The organism is Xanthomonas floridensis (genome assembly GCF_001642575.1).
Classification (GTDB): domain Bacteria; phylum Pseudomonadota; class Gammaproteobacteria; order Xanthomonadales; family Xanthomonadaceae; genus Xanthomonas; species Xanthomonas floridensis.
The window spans coordinates 266,138-281,705 of the sequence record NZ_LXNG01000012.1 but is presented as its reverse complement, the minus strand read 5'-3'; the positions used below and the strand labels follow the sequence as shown (position 1 = coordinate 281,705).

General features: G+C 67.1%; 13 protein-coding genes. 6 read left to right on the top strand and 7 right to left on the bottom strand.

Features of this window, described 5'->3' with window-relative positions; translation table 11 throughout:
- The first annotated feature begins 36 nt into the window (after positions 1 to 36).
- From phoR to lpxH, 6 genes are all read left to right on the top strand, one after another.
- The gene (gene phoR, locus A7D17_RS08585) at positions 37 to 1,365 is read left to right on the top strand and encodes a phosphate regulon sensor histidine kinase PhoR (RefSeq protein ID WP_064508692.1); all 1,329 of its coding nucleotides are present in this window, start codon (positions 37 to 39) and stop codon (positions 1,363 to 1,365) included.
- Positions 1,366 to 1,486: 121 nt separating this feature from the next.
- Positions 1,487 to 3,589: a polyphosphate kinase 1 gene (ppk1, locus tag A7D17_RS08580; RefSeq protein WP_064508730.1), complete on the top strand. Its 2,103-nt coding sequence runs from the start codon at positions 1,487 to 1,489 to the stop codon at positions 3,587 to 3,589.
- A 58-nt stretch (positions 3,590 to 3,647) separates the two neighbouring features.
- Entirely contained in the window at positions 3,648 to 5,174 is a 1,527-nt protein-coding gene (gene ppx / locus A7D17_RS08575; RefSeq protein WP_064508691.1) for an exopolyphosphatase, read from the top strand.
- 231 nt (positions 5,175 to 5,405) lie between these two features.
- The gene (locus A7D17_RS08570; RefSeq protein WP_064508690.1) at positions 5,406 to 6,545 is read left to right on the top strand and encodes a glycosyltransferase family 4 protein; all 1,140 of its coding nucleotides are present in this window, start codon (positions 5,406 to 5,408) and stop codon (positions 6,543 to 6,545) included.
- A complete protein-coding gene (locus tag A7D17_RS08565) occupies positions 6,526 to 7,068 on the top strand; it encodes a phosphatase PAP2 family protein (protein ID WP_064508689.1) in 543 nt (180 codons plus the stop codon). Before A7D17_RS08570 ends, A7D17_RS08565 begins: the two co-directional genes overlap by 20 nt.
- A gap of 665 nt (positions 7,069 to 7,733) precedes the next feature.
- Positions 7,734 to 8,477: a UDP-2,3-diacylglucosamine diphosphatase gene (gene lpxH, locus A7D17_RS08560; protein WP_064508688.1), complete on the top strand. Its 744-nt coding sequence runs from the start codon at positions 7,734 to 7,736 to the stop codon at positions 8,475 to 8,477.
- A 123-nt stretch (positions 8,478 to 8,600) separates the two neighbouring features.
- Here the strand turns inward: lpxH and A7D17_RS08555 are convergent, their stop codons facing one another.
- From A7D17_RS08555 to A7D17_RS08525, 7 genes are all read right to left on the bottom strand, one after another.
- Positions 8,601 to 9,020, bottom strand: coding sequence for a hypothetical protein (locus A7D17_RS08555; protein WP_064508687.1), 420 nt, complete (start codon positions 9,018 to 9,020; stop codon positions 8,601 to 8,603).
- Positions 9,021 to 9,152: 132 nt separating this feature from the next.
- Positions 9,153 to 10,406, bottom strand: a complete 1,254-nt coding sequence (locus A7D17_RS08550; RefSeq protein ID WP_064508686.1) for a zinc-dependent metalloprotease — start codon at positions 10,404 to 10,406, stop codon at positions 9,153 to 9,155.
- A 221-nt stretch (positions 10,407 to 10,627) separates the two neighbouring features.
- Positions 10,628 to 11,434, bottom strand: a complete 807-nt coding sequence (locus A7D17_RS08545) for a ferritin-like domain-containing protein (protein ID WP_064508685.1) — start codon at positions 11,432 to 11,434, stop codon at positions 10,628 to 10,630.
- Positions 11,431 to 11,877: a hypothetical protein gene (locus A7D17_RS08540; protein WP_153041918.1), complete on the bottom strand. Its 447-nt coding sequence runs from the start codon at positions 11,875 to 11,877 to the stop codon at positions 11,431 to 11,433. Before A7D17_RS08540 ends, A7D17_RS08545 begins: the two co-directional genes overlap by 4 nt.
- Before the next feature lie 133 nt (positions 11,878 to 12,010).
- Positions 12,011 to 13,477 carry an amidophosphoribosyltransferase gene (gene purF, locus A7D17_RS08535; protein WP_064508683.1) on the bottom strand — a complete coding sequence of 489 codons (1,467 nt, stop codon included), beginning with the start codon at positions 13,475 to 13,477 and terminating at the stop codon, positions 12,011 to 12,013.
- Positions 13,478 to 13,507: 30 nt separating this feature from the next.
- On the bottom strand, positions 13,508 to 14,257 hold the full coding sequence (locus tag A7D17_RS08530; RefSeq protein ID WP_064508682.1) for a CvpA family protein: 750 nt from the start codon (positions 14,255 to 14,257) through the stop codon (positions 13,508 to 13,510).
- Between the two features lie 227 nt (positions 14,258 to 14,484).
- Positions 14,485 to 15,567: an SPOR domain-containing protein gene (locus tag A7D17_RS08525; protein ID WP_064508681.1), complete on the bottom strand. Its 1,083-nt coding sequence runs from the start codon at positions 15,565 to 15,567 to the stop codon at positions 14,485 to 14,487.
- Between the last annotated feature and the right edge of the window lies 1 nt (position 15,568).

Below are 15,568 nucleotides of genomic sequence, written 5' to 3'. Positions count from 1 at the left end.
CGCACGCCCACCTGACGCTCCGTGGTAACGCCTTCCATGCCTCAACATATCCGTTCCGCCTGGCTCAAGACGCTCGGCACTCTTGCGCTGTTGCTGGGCGCTGCCGTCGTGGTGGGCGTGTTGATCGAGCATGTGTGGATGGCACTGACGCTCACCGCACTGGGCGTGCTGAGCTGGCATTACTGGCGGCTGCGCCAGGTGCTGCGCCGGCTCACCGCGCGCCAGCGCGCCGAGCCGGCCGCCGGCGTCGGTGCCTGGAACGAACTGGACCGCCTACTGTACCGCAGCCAGGCTGAAATGCGCGGGCGCAAGCGACGCCTGATCGACATGCTGCGCACCTACCGCGCCGCGGCGCAGGCGCTGCCGGATGCGGTGGTGGTGGTGGACCGCAATAGCCAGCGCGTGCAGTGGTTCAACAAGGCGGCCGGCGGCCTGCTCGGGCTGCATCATCCCGGCGATATGGGTGTGTCGGTGGTGGAACGGCTGCAGCCGCTGCCGCTGGCCCACTGGCTGGCAGCCGGGCGCAATGCCGAACCAATGCTGGATGCTGCCTCGCCGGTGGACCCGGACCTGCGCCTGAATCTGCGCCTGATCCCGTATTCGGACGATTACTGGCTGCTGGTGGCACGCGATGTCAGCAAGCTGCTGCGCCTGGAGCAGGTACGCCGCGACTTCGTGGCCAATGTCTCCCACGAGCTGCGCACCCCGTTGACGGTGGTGCACGGCTACCTGGACATGCTCGACCCGGAAGACTTCCCGGACTCGGGCCCGATGCTGGCGGAGATGCGCAAGCAGTCGCAGCGCATGGCGCAGCTGGTCGAGGACCTGCTGACCCTGTCGCGGCTGGAATCGCAGGAAGAACTCGGCGAAGAACACGTGGCGATGGCGCCGATGCTGTCCACCCTGCGCCGCGAGGCCGAGGCGCACAGCCAGGGCCGGCACACGGTGGAAGTGATCGACGAGGCCGGCGTGGATCTGCTCGGCTCCAACAAGGAACTGCATAGCGCGTTCTCCAACCTGGTGACCAACGCAGTGCGCTACACGCCCGGCGGCGGCACGGTCACCATCCGCTTCCTGCGCGAAGGCGACGGCGCGGCGCTGTCGGTGCGCGACACCGGCTACGGCATCCCCGCCTCGCATCTGCCGCGCATCACCGAACGCTTCTATCGCGTGTCCAGCAGCCGCTCGCGCGAGAGTGGCGGCACCGGGCTGGGGCTGTCGATCGTCAAGCACATCCTGGGCCTGCACCAGGCGCGGCTGGACATCGAAAGCGAGGTGGGACGCGGCAGCGAATTCTCGTGTCATTTTGTGGCCGCCCGCGTCGTGCAACGCGAGCAGTCCCTGCCACTGTCACGCTCGGCGTGATATGTAAGAGGTGCAGGCCGCAGCGCGGCGCGATGCACCGGCGCCATCCGTGTCGCATCGCCTGCGTCGCGGCCCACGCGCCGCACACCACGCACACCACTTCGCCTTGATGACCGACTCCATGGGCCACGCCAAAGAACTGCACGACGTCACACCCGGCGACGACATCGCCACCGATCCGCTGCGTGATCCGGCGCTGTACATCAACCGCGAGCTGTCGCAGCTGGATTTCAATTTCCGGGTATTGGCGCAAGCGCTGGACGAACAGGTGCCGCTGCTGGAACGCCTGCGTTTTCTGTGCATTTCCTGCACCAATCTGGACGAATTCTTCGAGATCCGCGCCGCCACCGTACGCCATGCGCAGGAGTTCGGCTTGCCGCCGGCACCGGATGGCCTGAGCCCCACTGCCATCCTCAATGCCGTGCACGATCGCGCGGCCAAGCTGGTGGAGCAGCAGTACCACGCCTGGAACGAGGTGCTGCGCCCGGCGATGGAAGAAGCCGGCGTGGCCGTGCTCAGCCGTAGCGCATGGACGGCGCGGCAGAAACGCTGGCTGCGCGCCTACTTCCGTAACGAGATCATGCCGGTGCTGTCGCCGCTGGGGCTGGATCCGGCGCATCCGTTCCCGAAGATCCTCAACAAGACCCTGAACATCGTGGTGGTGCTGGAAGGCCAGGACGCGTTCGGTCGCGCCGGCCACCTGGCCATCGTGCGGGCGCCGCGTTCGTTGCCGCGCATCATCCAGTTGCCGGCCAGCCTGTCGCCGGAAGGCGCGCAGAGTTTCGTGTTCCTGTCCTCGGTGCTGTCCGAGTTCGTGGACGAACTGTTCCCGGGCATGCAGGTCAAGGGGTCCTACCAGTTCCGCGTCACCCGCAATTCCGAGTTGGTGGTGGACGAGGAAGAGGTCGAAAATCTCGCGCTGGCCTTACGCGACGAACTGGTCACGCGCGGCTACCGGCCGGCAGTCCGCCTGGAAATTGCGCACGATTGCCCGGCGCCGATCATGCGCACCCTGCTGCAGAACTTCGGCCTGAACGAGAACGCGGTGTACCGCATCGTTGGCCCGGTCAATCTCAGCCGCGTCACCCAGGTCTACGACCTGGTGCAGCGCCCCGAGCTCAAGTACCCATCGTTCAACCCGCGCACCTTGCGCGACAGCGAAGGCATCTTCGACATCGTCGGCAAGGGCGATGTGCTGCTGCACCACCCCTTCGATGCGTTCACCGCGGTGCTGGATGTCATCCGCCAGGCGGCGGTCGATCCGAACGTGCTGGCGATCAAGCAGACGCTGTACCGCACCGGCAAGGATTCGTTGATCGTCGATGCGCTGATCCTGGCCGCGCGCAACGGCAAGGACGTCACCGTGGTGGTGGAGCTGCGCGCGCGCTTCGACGAAGAGGCCAACCTGGGTCTGGCCGACAAGTTGCAGGAGGCTGGCGTGCAGGTGGTGTACGGCGTGGTTGGCTACAAGACCCACGCCAAGATGCTGCTGATCGTGCGGCGCGAGGGACGCAAGCTCAAGCGCTACGTGCACCTGGGCACCGGCAACTACCATAGCGGCACCGCGCGGCTGTACACCGACATCAGCCTGATCACCGCCGATGCGGAGATCGGTAACGATGTGCACATGCTGTTCCAGCAGTTGTCCGGGCTGGCCCCGCGCATGAAGCTGGATCAGCTCCTGCAGTCGCCGTTCACCTTGCATGCCGGCGTGCTGAAACGGATCGAGCGCGAAACCCGCCTGGCCCGCAACGGCCGCCCTGGCCGCATCATCGCCAAGATGAACGCGCTCAACGAACCGCAGGTGGTGCGCGCCCTGTACACCGCCTCGCAGGCCGGCGTGCAGATCGACCTGATCATCCGCGGGGCCTGCACGCTGCGGCCGGGCGTGCCGGGCGTGTCGGACAATATCCGCGTGCGTTCGATCGTAGGGCGCTTTCTGGAACACAGCCGCGTGTACTGGTTCGGCAACGACGGCGCGGCCGAGTTGTATTGCGCCAGCGCCGACTGGCTGGAGCGCAACCTGTTGCGCCGGGTGGAGACCTGCTTTCCGATCCTGGACCCGGACCTGGCCCGACGCGTGTATCGCGAGGTGCTGCAGAACTATCTGGATGACAACGTCAGCGCCTGGGAGCTGGACGCCGAAGGCGTCTACCACAAGCGTACCCCTGCCCCCGGAGAGCCGGCCCATTCGGCGCAGATGACCTTGCTCGATCGGATCTGAAAACGCCGCCGCCGTGGCCTCTCACGTGGCCAACGGCCCATCGGCTACCATGCGGCCCATGCCAACATCCTCCCCCACGATTGCCCCCCTGCGTGATGGCGATTTTCTTGCCGCCATCGATCTAGGCTCCAACAGTTTCCACATGGTCATCGCGCGCTACCTGATGGGCCAGCTGCGGGTGGTCGATCGCCTGCGCGAAACCGTGCGCATGGCCGATGGGCTGGATGGCAAGGGCGGCCTGTCCAACGAGGCGCGCCAGCGCGCACTGGAATGTCTGGCGCGCTTTGGCCAGCGCATCCGCGACGTGCCCTCGCTGCGCGTGCGTGCCTTGGCAACCAATACGGTGCGTCAGCTGCGCTCGCCGCAGACGTTCCTGATGCCGGCAGAGACTGCGCTCGGGCATGCGATCGAAGTAGTGAGCGGGCGCGAGGAAGCACGCCTGATCTATCTCGGCGTGACCCACGCGCAACCGCCCAAGCCCGACCAGCGCCGGCTGGTGATCGACATCGGCGGCGGCTCCACGGAATTCATCATCGGCCGTGGCTTCCACACCCTGGAGCGCGAAAGCCTGCAAGCCGGTTGTATCGCCAGCACCCGGCGGTTCTTTCCCGGCGGCAAGTTGTCCAAGAAAAAATGGAAGGATGCGCTGACCGAGATCGGTGCCGAATTCCAGCAGTTCGCCGGCCAATACAAGGCGCTGGGCTGGCACGAAGCGATCGGCTCGTCCGGTACGCACAAGGCGATCGGCGAGATCTGCGCGGCAATGAAGCTCACCAAGGGCGCGATCACCGCACAGGCGCTGCCGGCGCTGCGCGAGGAGCTGCTCAAGGCCAGGCGCATCGAAGACATCCAGCTGCCCGGGCTGGCCGCCGAACGCCGGCCGATCATTGCCGGCGGCATTCTGGTGCTCGAAGCGGCCTTCCAGGCGCTGGGGCTGGAGAAGCTGATGGTCAGCAAGGCGGCGATGCGCGAGGGCATCCTGTACGACATGCTTGGCCGCGGCGGCCAGAACGACCCGCGCGACAGTTCGGTGGCCTCGCTGGTGCAGCGCTACGGCATCGACGAAGTACAGGCGCAACGCGTGGAAGCCACTGCCTGCCGCCTGTTCGACCAGGTGTGCGACTCCTGGCAACTGGACGGCGACGATGCGCAGGTGTTGCGCCGCGCCGCGCGCCTGCACGAACTGGGCCTGATCATCGCCCACAGCCAGTACCATGTGCACGGCAGCTACATCCTGGAGCACTCCGATATCGCCGGCTTCTCGCGGCAGGAGCAGCAGGTGCTGGCCGCGCTGGTGCGCACGCATCGGCGCAACGTGCCCAAGACCGCCTTCGACGCCCTGCCCGACCGTCTGCTGCTGCCCACCCGCCGCAAAGCGGCGCTGCTGCGCTTGGCGGTGCTGCTGCACCGTGCACACGAGGCGGACCCGATTCCGACCCTGGAACTCACCGCCGAAGACACACGGCTGTCATTGATCCTGTCGCAAAGCTGGATCGACTCACGCCCGCTGCTGCGCGCCGACCTGATCGGCGAAGTGGAAAGCATGGCCGGCCTGGGTATCGCCTTCAAACCGTTTGTGACCTGAGGCGGGAATCGGGAATCGGGAATCGGGAGTCGGGAGTCGGGAGTCGAGAATTGTCGGTCACCGGCTTCTGATGCAGATGTCTCACAGGCGACCATGCGCTAGACACAAGCAACGCCGCGCTGTTGCGATTCCCGATTCCCGATTCCCGATTCCACTGTCACCGCCACGTCTTGTCGGCGCAACATCAATGCCATCGCCCTCCCGGAAGCTAGCGAAAACGGGAGAACGGGCATGCGCTACGCGATCGTTACCGAAACCTATCCCCCCGAAGTCAACGGCGTGGCACTCACGGTGCATGGCCTGGAAACCGGGCTGCGCGCGCGCGGGCACCAGGTGGACGTGGTGCGCCCACGCCAGAACGGCGATCCGGCCGAGGCTGCCGATGCCCTGCTGGTGCGTGGCGCGGCGCTGCCGCGCTACCCGGGATTGAAGTTCGGGTTGCCGGCCACGCAGCGCCTGACGCGCCACTGGCGCATGAGCCAACCGGATGCGATCTACATCGCCACCGAAGGCCCGTTGGGCTGGTCGGCGATGCGGGCCGCACGCCGGCTCGGCATTCCGGTAGCCAGCGGCTTCCATACCCGCTTCGACGAATACCTGCCCGACTATGGCGCGGCCTGGCTGCAAGGCACCGCGCTGCGCTGGATGCGGCGCTTCCACAACCAGGCCGAAGCCACCCTGGTACCGACGCGCGAGCTGCAGCAGACCCTGCGCGATGATGGCTTCCAGCACGTGCAGGTGCTGGCGCGTGCGGTCGACAGCCAGCAGTTCGATCCGGCCCGGCGCGATCCGGCGTTGCGGGCGGAATGGGGTATCGAAGGCGAAGGTTTTGCCGCGATCTATGTCGGGCGCATCGCCAACGAAAAGAACCTGCCGCTGGCCGTGCATGCATTCCGCAAGCTGCAGCAGGTCCGCCCGAAGGCGCGCTTCGTCTGGGTGGGCGATGGGCCGGCACGTGCGAAGATCGCGCATGAAAATCCCGACTTCATCTTCAGCGGCATCCAGCGCGGCGACGCTCTGGCGCGCCACTTCGCCAGCGGCGATCTGTTCCTGTTTCCCAGCCGCAGCGAGACCTTTGGGAATGTCACCCTGGAAGCCATGGCCAGCGGCGTGGCCACGGTCGCCTTCGACTACGGCGCTGCTCGCGAGTACCTGCGCAATGGCCAGACCGGCGCGGCGGTGGAGACCGATGAGGCCTTCGTCCAGGCCGCCGTGGCGCTGACGCGGGACGATGCACTGCGTCAGCGCCTGGCTGCGGCCGCCGCGCAGGCGATGAAAAAATTGCACCCGGACAATGTGGTGTCCGACTTCGAAGCCCTGCTGCTGGGCATCACCGCTGCACGGGGGCGTTATGTCGTCAACGCGGCTTGAGGTATGGCGCGGTCACGAAGCGCGCTGGTGCCGGCGCGCCAATCACTGGTGCCGTCGCCATCCGGTGCGGCGCACGTTTGCCGCGATCAGCCGGTTGGGCGACGGCGTGTTCTGGTACAGCCTGATGGGGCTGCTGGTGCTGCTCGATGGCATGGACGGCGTGCGTGCCTCCGCGCACATGGCCGCCACCGGCGTGCTGGCGCTGACGTTGTACAAGGCTCTCAAGCGCTGGACCCGCCGCCCGCGCCCCTACGCGGCCGACGTGCGCATCCGCGCCTGGGTGGCGCCGCTGGACGAGTTCAGCTTTCCGTCCGGGCACACCCTGCACGCGGTGTCCTTCAGCATCGTCGCACTGGCCTACTACCCGTGGCTGGCTCCGCTGCTGGTGCCGTTCTCTGCCGGTGTTGCGCTGTCGCGCGTGGTGCTGGGCCTGCATTATCCCAGCGACGTGCTCGCCGCAACGGCGATCGGCGTGGTGCTGGCCAGCCTGTCGCTGTGGGGGCTGCCTGCGGTGCTGGGGTAAGCGATAGCGGATCGCGTACGAGCCGGCTTCTGACCGGCCGGCGCAATGCGGGCGAACAGGGAATCAGTACGAACCCACGCAGGTGGCGGGGCCTTTTTACTAACCCTTCTCCCCGCGGGACATTGTCCTCCTTACGGGGGAGAAGGTGCCCCGCAGGGGCGGACGAGGGTGCGTGCGAAGCCTCATGCACTCGCCGTCGATTGGCTTTTCGCGAAAGCCGAAACGAACCATAACGCTACGGTGCGACTTCAGCGCGTGGCTTCACCCCGTACCCTACCGACGCTCCACGCCCCGGCCCGCGCTTGCGGCGCGAGCGCTCCGAGGCACGCGCGCCAGTGGCGCGCAAGCCGTGCCTTCTCGCCCAGCAGAGAGAGGGGGATCCAGCGCTGAAGGTGTACGGGGCTGACAAAGCCCTGCACACCGGGCGCATATCCGACGTATCGGGGCCTGGCCGGCAGGATAACCGGATGGCAGTCGCCGGCTACTGATACGGAAAGACGCGCATTGCTCGAACAACAGACGCTGAGAGGCTATACCGCCGCACGCTTTCCCGATTCCCGATTCCCGATTCCCGATTCCCGATTCCCGATTCCCGATTCCCGAATCCCGAATCCCGAATCCCGAATCCCAATTCCCGTCCCGCGTTCCCGCCGTACAATGACGCGATGACGACACTGTTCATTTCCGATCTGCATCTGGATCCGGCGCGGCCGGCGATCACCGAACTGTTCCTGGAGTTCCTGCGCACGCAGGTCCCCGGCAGTGATGCGCTGTACATCCTCGGCGATCTGTTCGAAGCCTGGATCGGCGACGACACTCCGTCGACCGCGGCCGATGCGGTCGCGCTGGCGCTGCATGCGGTGGCCGGTGCGGGCGTGCCGGTGTTTTTCATGGCCGGCAACCGCGACTTCCTGGTCGGCGAACACTATGCGCGGCGTGCAGGTTTCCGCATCCTGCCCGACCCCACGGTGATCGACCTGTACGGGCACACCACCCTGCTGATGCACGGCGACCTGCTGTGTACCGACGACACCGCGTACCAGGCGTTCCGGGCACAGACGCGCGACCCGGTGTTTCAGGCGCAATTCCTGTCGCAGCCGCTGGCCGCGCGCGTGGCGTTTGCGCAGCAGGCGCGTGCCGCAAGCCAGGCCCGCTACGCCGAACTCAAGCAAGGCGATCAGGCGCAGCTGGAAACCGTCACCGATGTCTCGCCGTCCGAAGTGGAGACGACCTTCGTGCGTTACGGTGTGGATCGCCTGATTCATGGACATACCCACCGCCCCGCCATCCATACCGTGCAGGCCGGTGACCGCACCTGCACGCGCATTGTACTGGGCGACTGGTACGAACAAGGCTCGGTGCTGCGCGTGGATGCCGACGGCGTCGCGCTGGAACAGCTGCCCCTATAGTGCGCCGCCGGTGTGTTGCGAGCGGCCAACCTGCCGCTCACGTACCAGCGAGCAATGCCTCCGCGCTGCGGCCGGGAGTCGGCACCAGCCGGTATTGAAGACGCGTGTGGTGAAGCGCAGGCCCTACTGCAGGCTGCGCGCGCGCTCGGCGTAGTCGACGAAATCGGCGTTGACCACGTCGTACCACAGCACCGTGCCGTCGGCCTGCACGCGGAAGCGATCGCGCACCGGACTGGTCTGCGGATCACCGGGGCAGCCATTGCCGTGGCGTTCGTGGACGGCAAATTCAAACGCATCCGCGCCAGGCGTATCGCCGGCTTCGGTAAGGATGCTGATGCAGTTGTCCGGATACGCATGATCGCGCTGCAGCTGCGCTTGCAGCACATGCAGCGCGCGGGCCTCGGCGTCGTTGCCGGTCACTGCCGCCGGCGTTGTCGCGGCAGGCGTGGGCGTGCTGGCAGCGGGCTCGGCTGCTTGCTGCCGGCAGCCGACAATGGTCAGCACGACCAGGCACGCAAGGGCATGACGCAAGGACGTGGACATGAGCACTCCGCTGGACAGGACGTTGCCGGCGGGTGCCGGCGGTGTCTCTAGTCTGCGCGATCATCGTGTGCGGGGGTAGCGCTCCCGTCCCGGCACCTGACCGGTGTCGGGACGAGAACGGCAGGCACGGCGTCAGCGGAAGCCGGCGATCGCGGCCTTGGTGTTGACCAGCACGCGCTGGTTGTCGGCGGTGCTGGCATTGCCCATCGGCACGCCGTTGTAGCTGATGTTGGGATTGGACCAATAATTCAAGCGCGGGCAACCACTGGTGCAATCGTAGGCCATGATGGTGCGCCAGCTATTGCCGTAGCGATACCCGTGGCCGTAGGCGTACGGCGACGTGCTCGGGTCGTTGGTGGCATCGTGACGCGCGCTCTGCAGGTGACCGATTTCATGCGCGAAACTGTAGTAGCCGGTAGCGCAATCCCAGTACACCGAGGCGAATGCACTGGCCGCATTCGAGCCGATGCCCGAGGCCAGGCCGCAGTAGCTGCTGTTGTCCAGCACGATCACGCCCACGTCCGCGGTGTAGGTATTGCGGCTGGTGTGGATGCTGTCCATGTACCCGTCGTTGGTCACCCGGAAGCGCTGCAGGTCGGTGGTGAAGTTGCCGGTTTCGGTGTAGCTGGTGGTCTCGTAGCGCGCCAACTGCAAGGTGATGCCGACGTTGCTGTTGATGTAGCCCTGGTTGGCTTCGGCCACCGCCAGCTGCACCAACGATTGCATGTTGCCGCCATACGCGGTCACGGCCTTGTTGGTGGCCACGACCAGTACGCGGATGGTGGCCGGGCTGCCGGATGAGGCAGCAGCGGTGGTCACGCGCCCGTCGCCCGGCATGTCGAACTTGGGCAACAGGCTGTACTCGGCCGGATGCTCCTGCGGCATGCGCTGCTCGTCGACCTGCACCAGCACGTGGCGGCCATCGGCCAGCGGACGCAGGCGATACAGCTTGCCGGCATAGCGGATGGTGCCGGTGACGTTGTCGCCGCTACGCACCAGGATGGCCGAATTGAGCGGATCCACGCCGGACAACGTGCGCGCACGGGTGCCGGCACGCGGGCCGAGATTGCCGTACCAGACGCTGTCGCCGCCCTCCAATGCATCCACCTTGGCCTGCGTGGCAGTAATGGTCTGGCCGTCCAGCTGCAATTCCAGCAGTTTTTCACCGGCGGTCACTGCACCTGCATCGAGCTGGACCACCTGCGCATTGGCAGTGGATGGTGCGCTCAACAGGCGTTGCAGCGAGGGTTCGGCAGTGACGGTGGCAGCGGCGCTGCGGCTGAGCGCGGGGCCGGCCTGATACAGCGGCTTGCCCGCGGCGGCGGCGGTACCGGCCAGGCACATGGCAAGCAGACCCACCGTGGTGCACATCGACTTCGACTTCATCGTCTCTCTCTCCTAAGACATGGAAGTTACGGATGTGAAACACCGGGCCCCTGTCCCCGGGACGCCATTAGGGCGCGCGGGAATGTGCGGATTGCAAGTTGTTACAACAGAAAATTACAGTTCTGTGATGCCTGGCGGCCACTGGATGCGATTCCGGCAGTGACGTGGAGGGAACCAGCGCACAGTCCTGTTCGGCAGGGATATGTAGCGTTCCCGCCCGCCTAGCCGGCCTGCTCCACCAGGCTGGCCAACTCGTCCTCATCGAAACCGGCAAGCAGCCGCGCCTCGATGTTGAACGGTCCGTGCAGGTAGCCGCCGGCGTACTCGCGCAGCAACGTCTTGAAACGGGCACGCGGCTCGATGCCGGCCCGCTCGCAATACCAGCGGTACCAGCGCGAGCCGGCGGCGACATGCGCCACTTCTTCGCGCAGGATGGTTTCGAGCACGTCGGCGGTGGCGGCATCGCCCAACGAGCGCAGCTTGACGATCATCGCCGGTGTCACATCCAGCCCGCGCGCCTCCAGCACGCGCGGCACCAGTGCCATCCGTGCCAGTCCGTCGTGTGCGGTCTTCTCGCACATCTCCCACAGCCCGTTATGCGCGGCGAAATCGCCGTAGTCGCGCGCGTGCGCCTGCAACCGCGCGCGCAGCAGCATGAAATGCCGCGATTCGTCGTCGGCCACCGCCACCCAATCGGCGTAGAACGCATCAGGCAGCCCACGGAAGCGGTACACCGCATCCCACGCCAGATCGATGGCGTTGAGTTCGATATGCGCGATGGCGTGGATGAAGGCCGCGCGCCCGTCCGGCGTGCCCAACCCGCGCCGTGGCAGCTCGCGCGGATGCACCAGGATCGGCGTGGAAGGACGGCCCGGCATGCGGATCGGCGCAGGCGCCGCCGCTGCCGGATCGATCGTCAATTGGCCTGCGCGAAACGCCGCTGCGTACTGCTGCGTCAACGCAACTTTTTGCAGCGGATCGGCAGCGTCCAGGCACGCACACGCAGCGTCGAACAGATCCGTGATCACAGTGCCTGCCGCAGTGGTGGCTGGCTCGGTGCCGCGAGCGATGCTGCACGTACCCGCTCGCACGCGTTCGCCTTGTTCCGCAACGCGCAGGCGGTACGGTTGGCGCGCACCCGCCCGAGCAGACGGGTGCGATCGGCCCGGGCAGGCGCCGGCACCGATAAGGACAACGCACCGGGCAGACCTGCGCCAATAGCGATTCCTGCACCGAGCGAACGCGTTTGCTGGCCGCGGCACTCCACCGCGTACGTCCATTCCGCCAGGCCCACTGGCGCCGCGCCTGCGGCCGCCGTCTCGCGCAGACGCACCGCTACGATCGCCCTGCCCACGCGCGTGGCGGCGGCAAGATCCAGCCGCCGCGCACCGGCTGGTGTGGCGAATGCGGGGTCTGGCGCGGGCTGTTGCTGCCAATCCAGTTGCATGTCCAGCGTGGTGCCTAGCGCCATGGGCGGCTGCCGGTGGCGCAGGCGCTGCTCGTCTACCGAGCGAACTGCCGCAGTGTCATCGGCGGCACAACCGGCCAGCGGCGCCGCCGCCCCAGCCGCGAGCACGGCCAGGCGGCGGCAGCGCCGCTGGGACTCATGCGCGGCGACGCTTCTTGGCATCGTCCGAGCGCAGCTGCTGGATGCGTTCGAAATACCCCGGCTCGATGCCGGTGATGTATTCGCCGTTGAAGCACGAGGAATCGAACTGCTTGATGTCCGGGTTGCCTTCGCGCACCGCCACTTCCAGGTCTTCCAGATCCTGGTAGATCAGCCAGTCGCAACCCAGAAATTCCTGGATTTCCTGCTCGCTGCGGCCATGCGCGATGAGTTCTTCGGCGGCCGGCATGTCGATGCCGTAGATGTTGGGATAGCGCACCGGCGGCGCGGCCGAGGCCAGATACACCTTGCGCGCACCGGCATCGCGCGCCATCTGCACGATCTGCCGGCTGGTGGTGCCACGCACGATGGAATCGTCCACCAGCAGCACCACGCGATTGCGGAATTCCAGATGGATCGGGTTGAGCTTGCGGCGCACCGACTTCTGCCGTTCGCCCTGCCCCGGCATGATGAAGGTGCGGCCCACGTAGCGATTCTTGACGAAGCCTTCGCGGTACTTCACGCCGAGCACGTTGGACATTTCCAGCGCCACGTCGCGCGAGGTGTCCGGAATCGGGATGATGGTGTCGATATCGTGGTCCGGGCGCAGGCGCAGGATCTTTTCGCCCAGCTTCAGGCCCATGCGCATGCGCGCCTTGTGCACCGAGATATTGTCGATCATCGAATCGGGACGCGCGAAATACACGTATTCGAAAATGCACGGCGCGTTGTTGGTCGGCGACGCGCACACTTCCGAAAACAGCTCGCCGCGCGCGGTGATCACCAACGCTTCGCCCGGGCGCACGTCGCGCACGCGTTGATAGCCGAGGATATCCAGTGCGGCCGATTCGGAGGACACGATGTATTCGGTGCCTTCGGCGTGTTCGCGCTTGCCGAGCACCAGCGGGCGGATGCCGTGCGGGTCGCGGAACGCGACCAGGCCCAGGCCCAGCACCACGCTGACGACCGCGTAGCCGCCCTTGCAACGGCGGTGCACGCCGGCCACGGCGCGGATCGCCGCTTCCGGGGTGAGCATGCGCTGCGCATCCAGCTCGTAGGCGAACACGTTCAACAGCACTTCGCTGTCCGAATCGGTGTTGATGTTGCGGCGGTCGGCCTCGAACACCTGCTGGCGCAGCGCCTCGGTGTTGATCAGGTTGCCGTTGTGCGCCAGCGCGATGCCGTAGGGCGAATTGACGTAGAACGGCTGCGCTTCGTCCATGCCCTCCGACCCGGCGGTCGGGTAGCGGCAGTGTGCGATGCCGACACGGCCCTCAAGCACCGCCATCTTCTTTTCGTCGAAGACATCGCGCACCAGGCCGTTGGCCTTCTGCACGCGCAGACGCGTGCCGTCGGCGGTGGCGATGCCTGCGGCGTCCTGCCCACGATGCTGCAGGACGGTCAGGCCGTCATAAAGCTGCCCGGCGACGTTCTGGTTGCCGACAATACCGACGATGCCACACATGGTGCGTGTTCTCCGCTTCGGCTTGCGCCGTTACTGTGAAGGTGGCCGTGCCTGGCCATGGGACTCGACCCGCGCGGGGTCGCTTTCTCCGCCGCGAACCTGCGCCGGATCGATATTGGCCGGCATCGCCTGCGCCGGATCGCGTCCGTCGCTGGCGGCCTTGCCGGGTTGCTTGCCAAGCGCACGCGTGATGGTGTCGCTCAGCCCGGAGCCCGCAAGCGCCTCGCCCAGGTCCGCATTATCGCCTGCCGAGGGCAACTTCCCCAACTCCGTTGGCAGGTTGCGCAGTTCCATCGATGGCATCTCCATCGACGGCATCCGCCACGCCGGCAGTTGTGCCCGCATCCAGCCCGCACCGGGCTGCAGTACCGGCAACAGCACCGACTGCCGCCATGCCGCCTCGCGCGGCAACGGGGTGAACCCCATCAGCAGCACCAGCACGCTGGCCAGGAATGCGCCGCGCACCACGCCCAGCCCGAACCCGAGCATGCGGTCGGTACCGCCCAGCTTGACCGCGTCGACGCCGGCGCGGATCACCATGCCGGTCACTGCCACGGTGATCAGCACGCCGACGAACACCATGGCGTAGCCGCCGAAGGACTCGGTAGCCGATGGCTGCCTGCCATCGGCCAACCAATGCGCGGCCGCACCGCCAAACTGGAACGTGGCCCAGCCGGCGAGCAACCACGACAAGGTCCCCACCACGATCGCGACGAAGCCGCGCAGCAGGCCCAGCAGGGCCGACACCAGGATGATGACGCCCAGCACCATGTCGATCATCGGCAAGGTCTCCGCGCGGCATACGGGCCGCTTGTGCAACGTGGCGGGCTGATCATGGCCTTCCCCTCCCTGGGCGTGAGGCTGTCGAACGATTCGGTGAAGCAGATGCGTGCTCAACACACGCACTGGTCAAGGCAGCGTCTGCTTTACGCAGGTAGCGCAGCCAGCATGCTACGCCGTCGTGCTGCCGCAACCGCCAGATGGCGGCGCGGCGCAATGCGTGGATCTCACGGATGCGGGCGGACCATGCCGGAAATGCCCACCTTGGCCGCCACTTGCGCACGCAGCTGTTCGGCATCGCCTCGGTTGGCTACCGGACCGACGCGCACGCGATTGAGCGCGCCCTTGTCGGTGCGGACCTGTTCGACGAACGCGCTGAAGCCGGCGGCGCGCACGCGGTCGCGCAGCGCGTTGGCGTCTTCGGCGCGGCCGAAGGCACCCAGCTGTACCGCAAACCCGACGCCGCTGGCGGCCGGCGCTGCCGGAGCCGTGGGGGCAGGCGCAGCCGGCTTGGCCGTCTCGGGCTTGGCGGGCTCCGGCGTTGCCGGGGTCTTGGCGACCTCGGGCTTGGCCGGTGCCGGCTTCGGCGCCTCGGCGGGCTTGGGCGCGGCGGCAACCGGCTTGGCCGGCTCCGGCGGCAGGCTTTCGGTCCTGGTGGCGGCAGGCGTGGCAGCGGCGGTGGCAGTGGTGCTGCTGGCCGGCTTGGACGCCGGTGCCGGGGTCGGGGTTGTCACCGGCGGCGGAGCGCTGGCGCTCGCATCCAGCGTCACCACCTGGGCATTGACGTCGCTGCGGACCTTCACCGCCTGCAGCCGGGCCGATTCGGCCTGGGCCTGATCGGCATACGGGCCCACGCGCACGCGCCAGGCCGGACGGCCGCTGATCTGGGTCTTTTCGCTGAAACCAGGCAACTGCGCCTGCTTGAGCCGGGCGATCACCGCATCGGCATCGGCGCTGGTGGCGTAGGCGCCGAAGTTGACCGCGTAATTGCCGGCCGCCACGTCCGGCGCGGAGGGTGCGCTGGAGGGCGCGGCCAGATCGGCGGCGTCGGGGTTGTCCTGCACCGCTGCCGGGGCGCCGGGAGCACCGGCCATGCCCAGCGCGCCACCGGCCGGGGCATTGCCCGGCGTCACCAGCGGCAACTCACGGGTTTCGAATTCGCCCTTGCCGGGCGCGGCGGGCGCCTCGAGCGGCACATCGGCCACGCCGCTGGACGGCGCGGGGCCCTTGACCAGCATGGGCAGGAAGATCACGGCGAGCGCCACCAGAACGATGGCGCCAATCAATCGCTGTTTCAGAGCAGTGTCCACA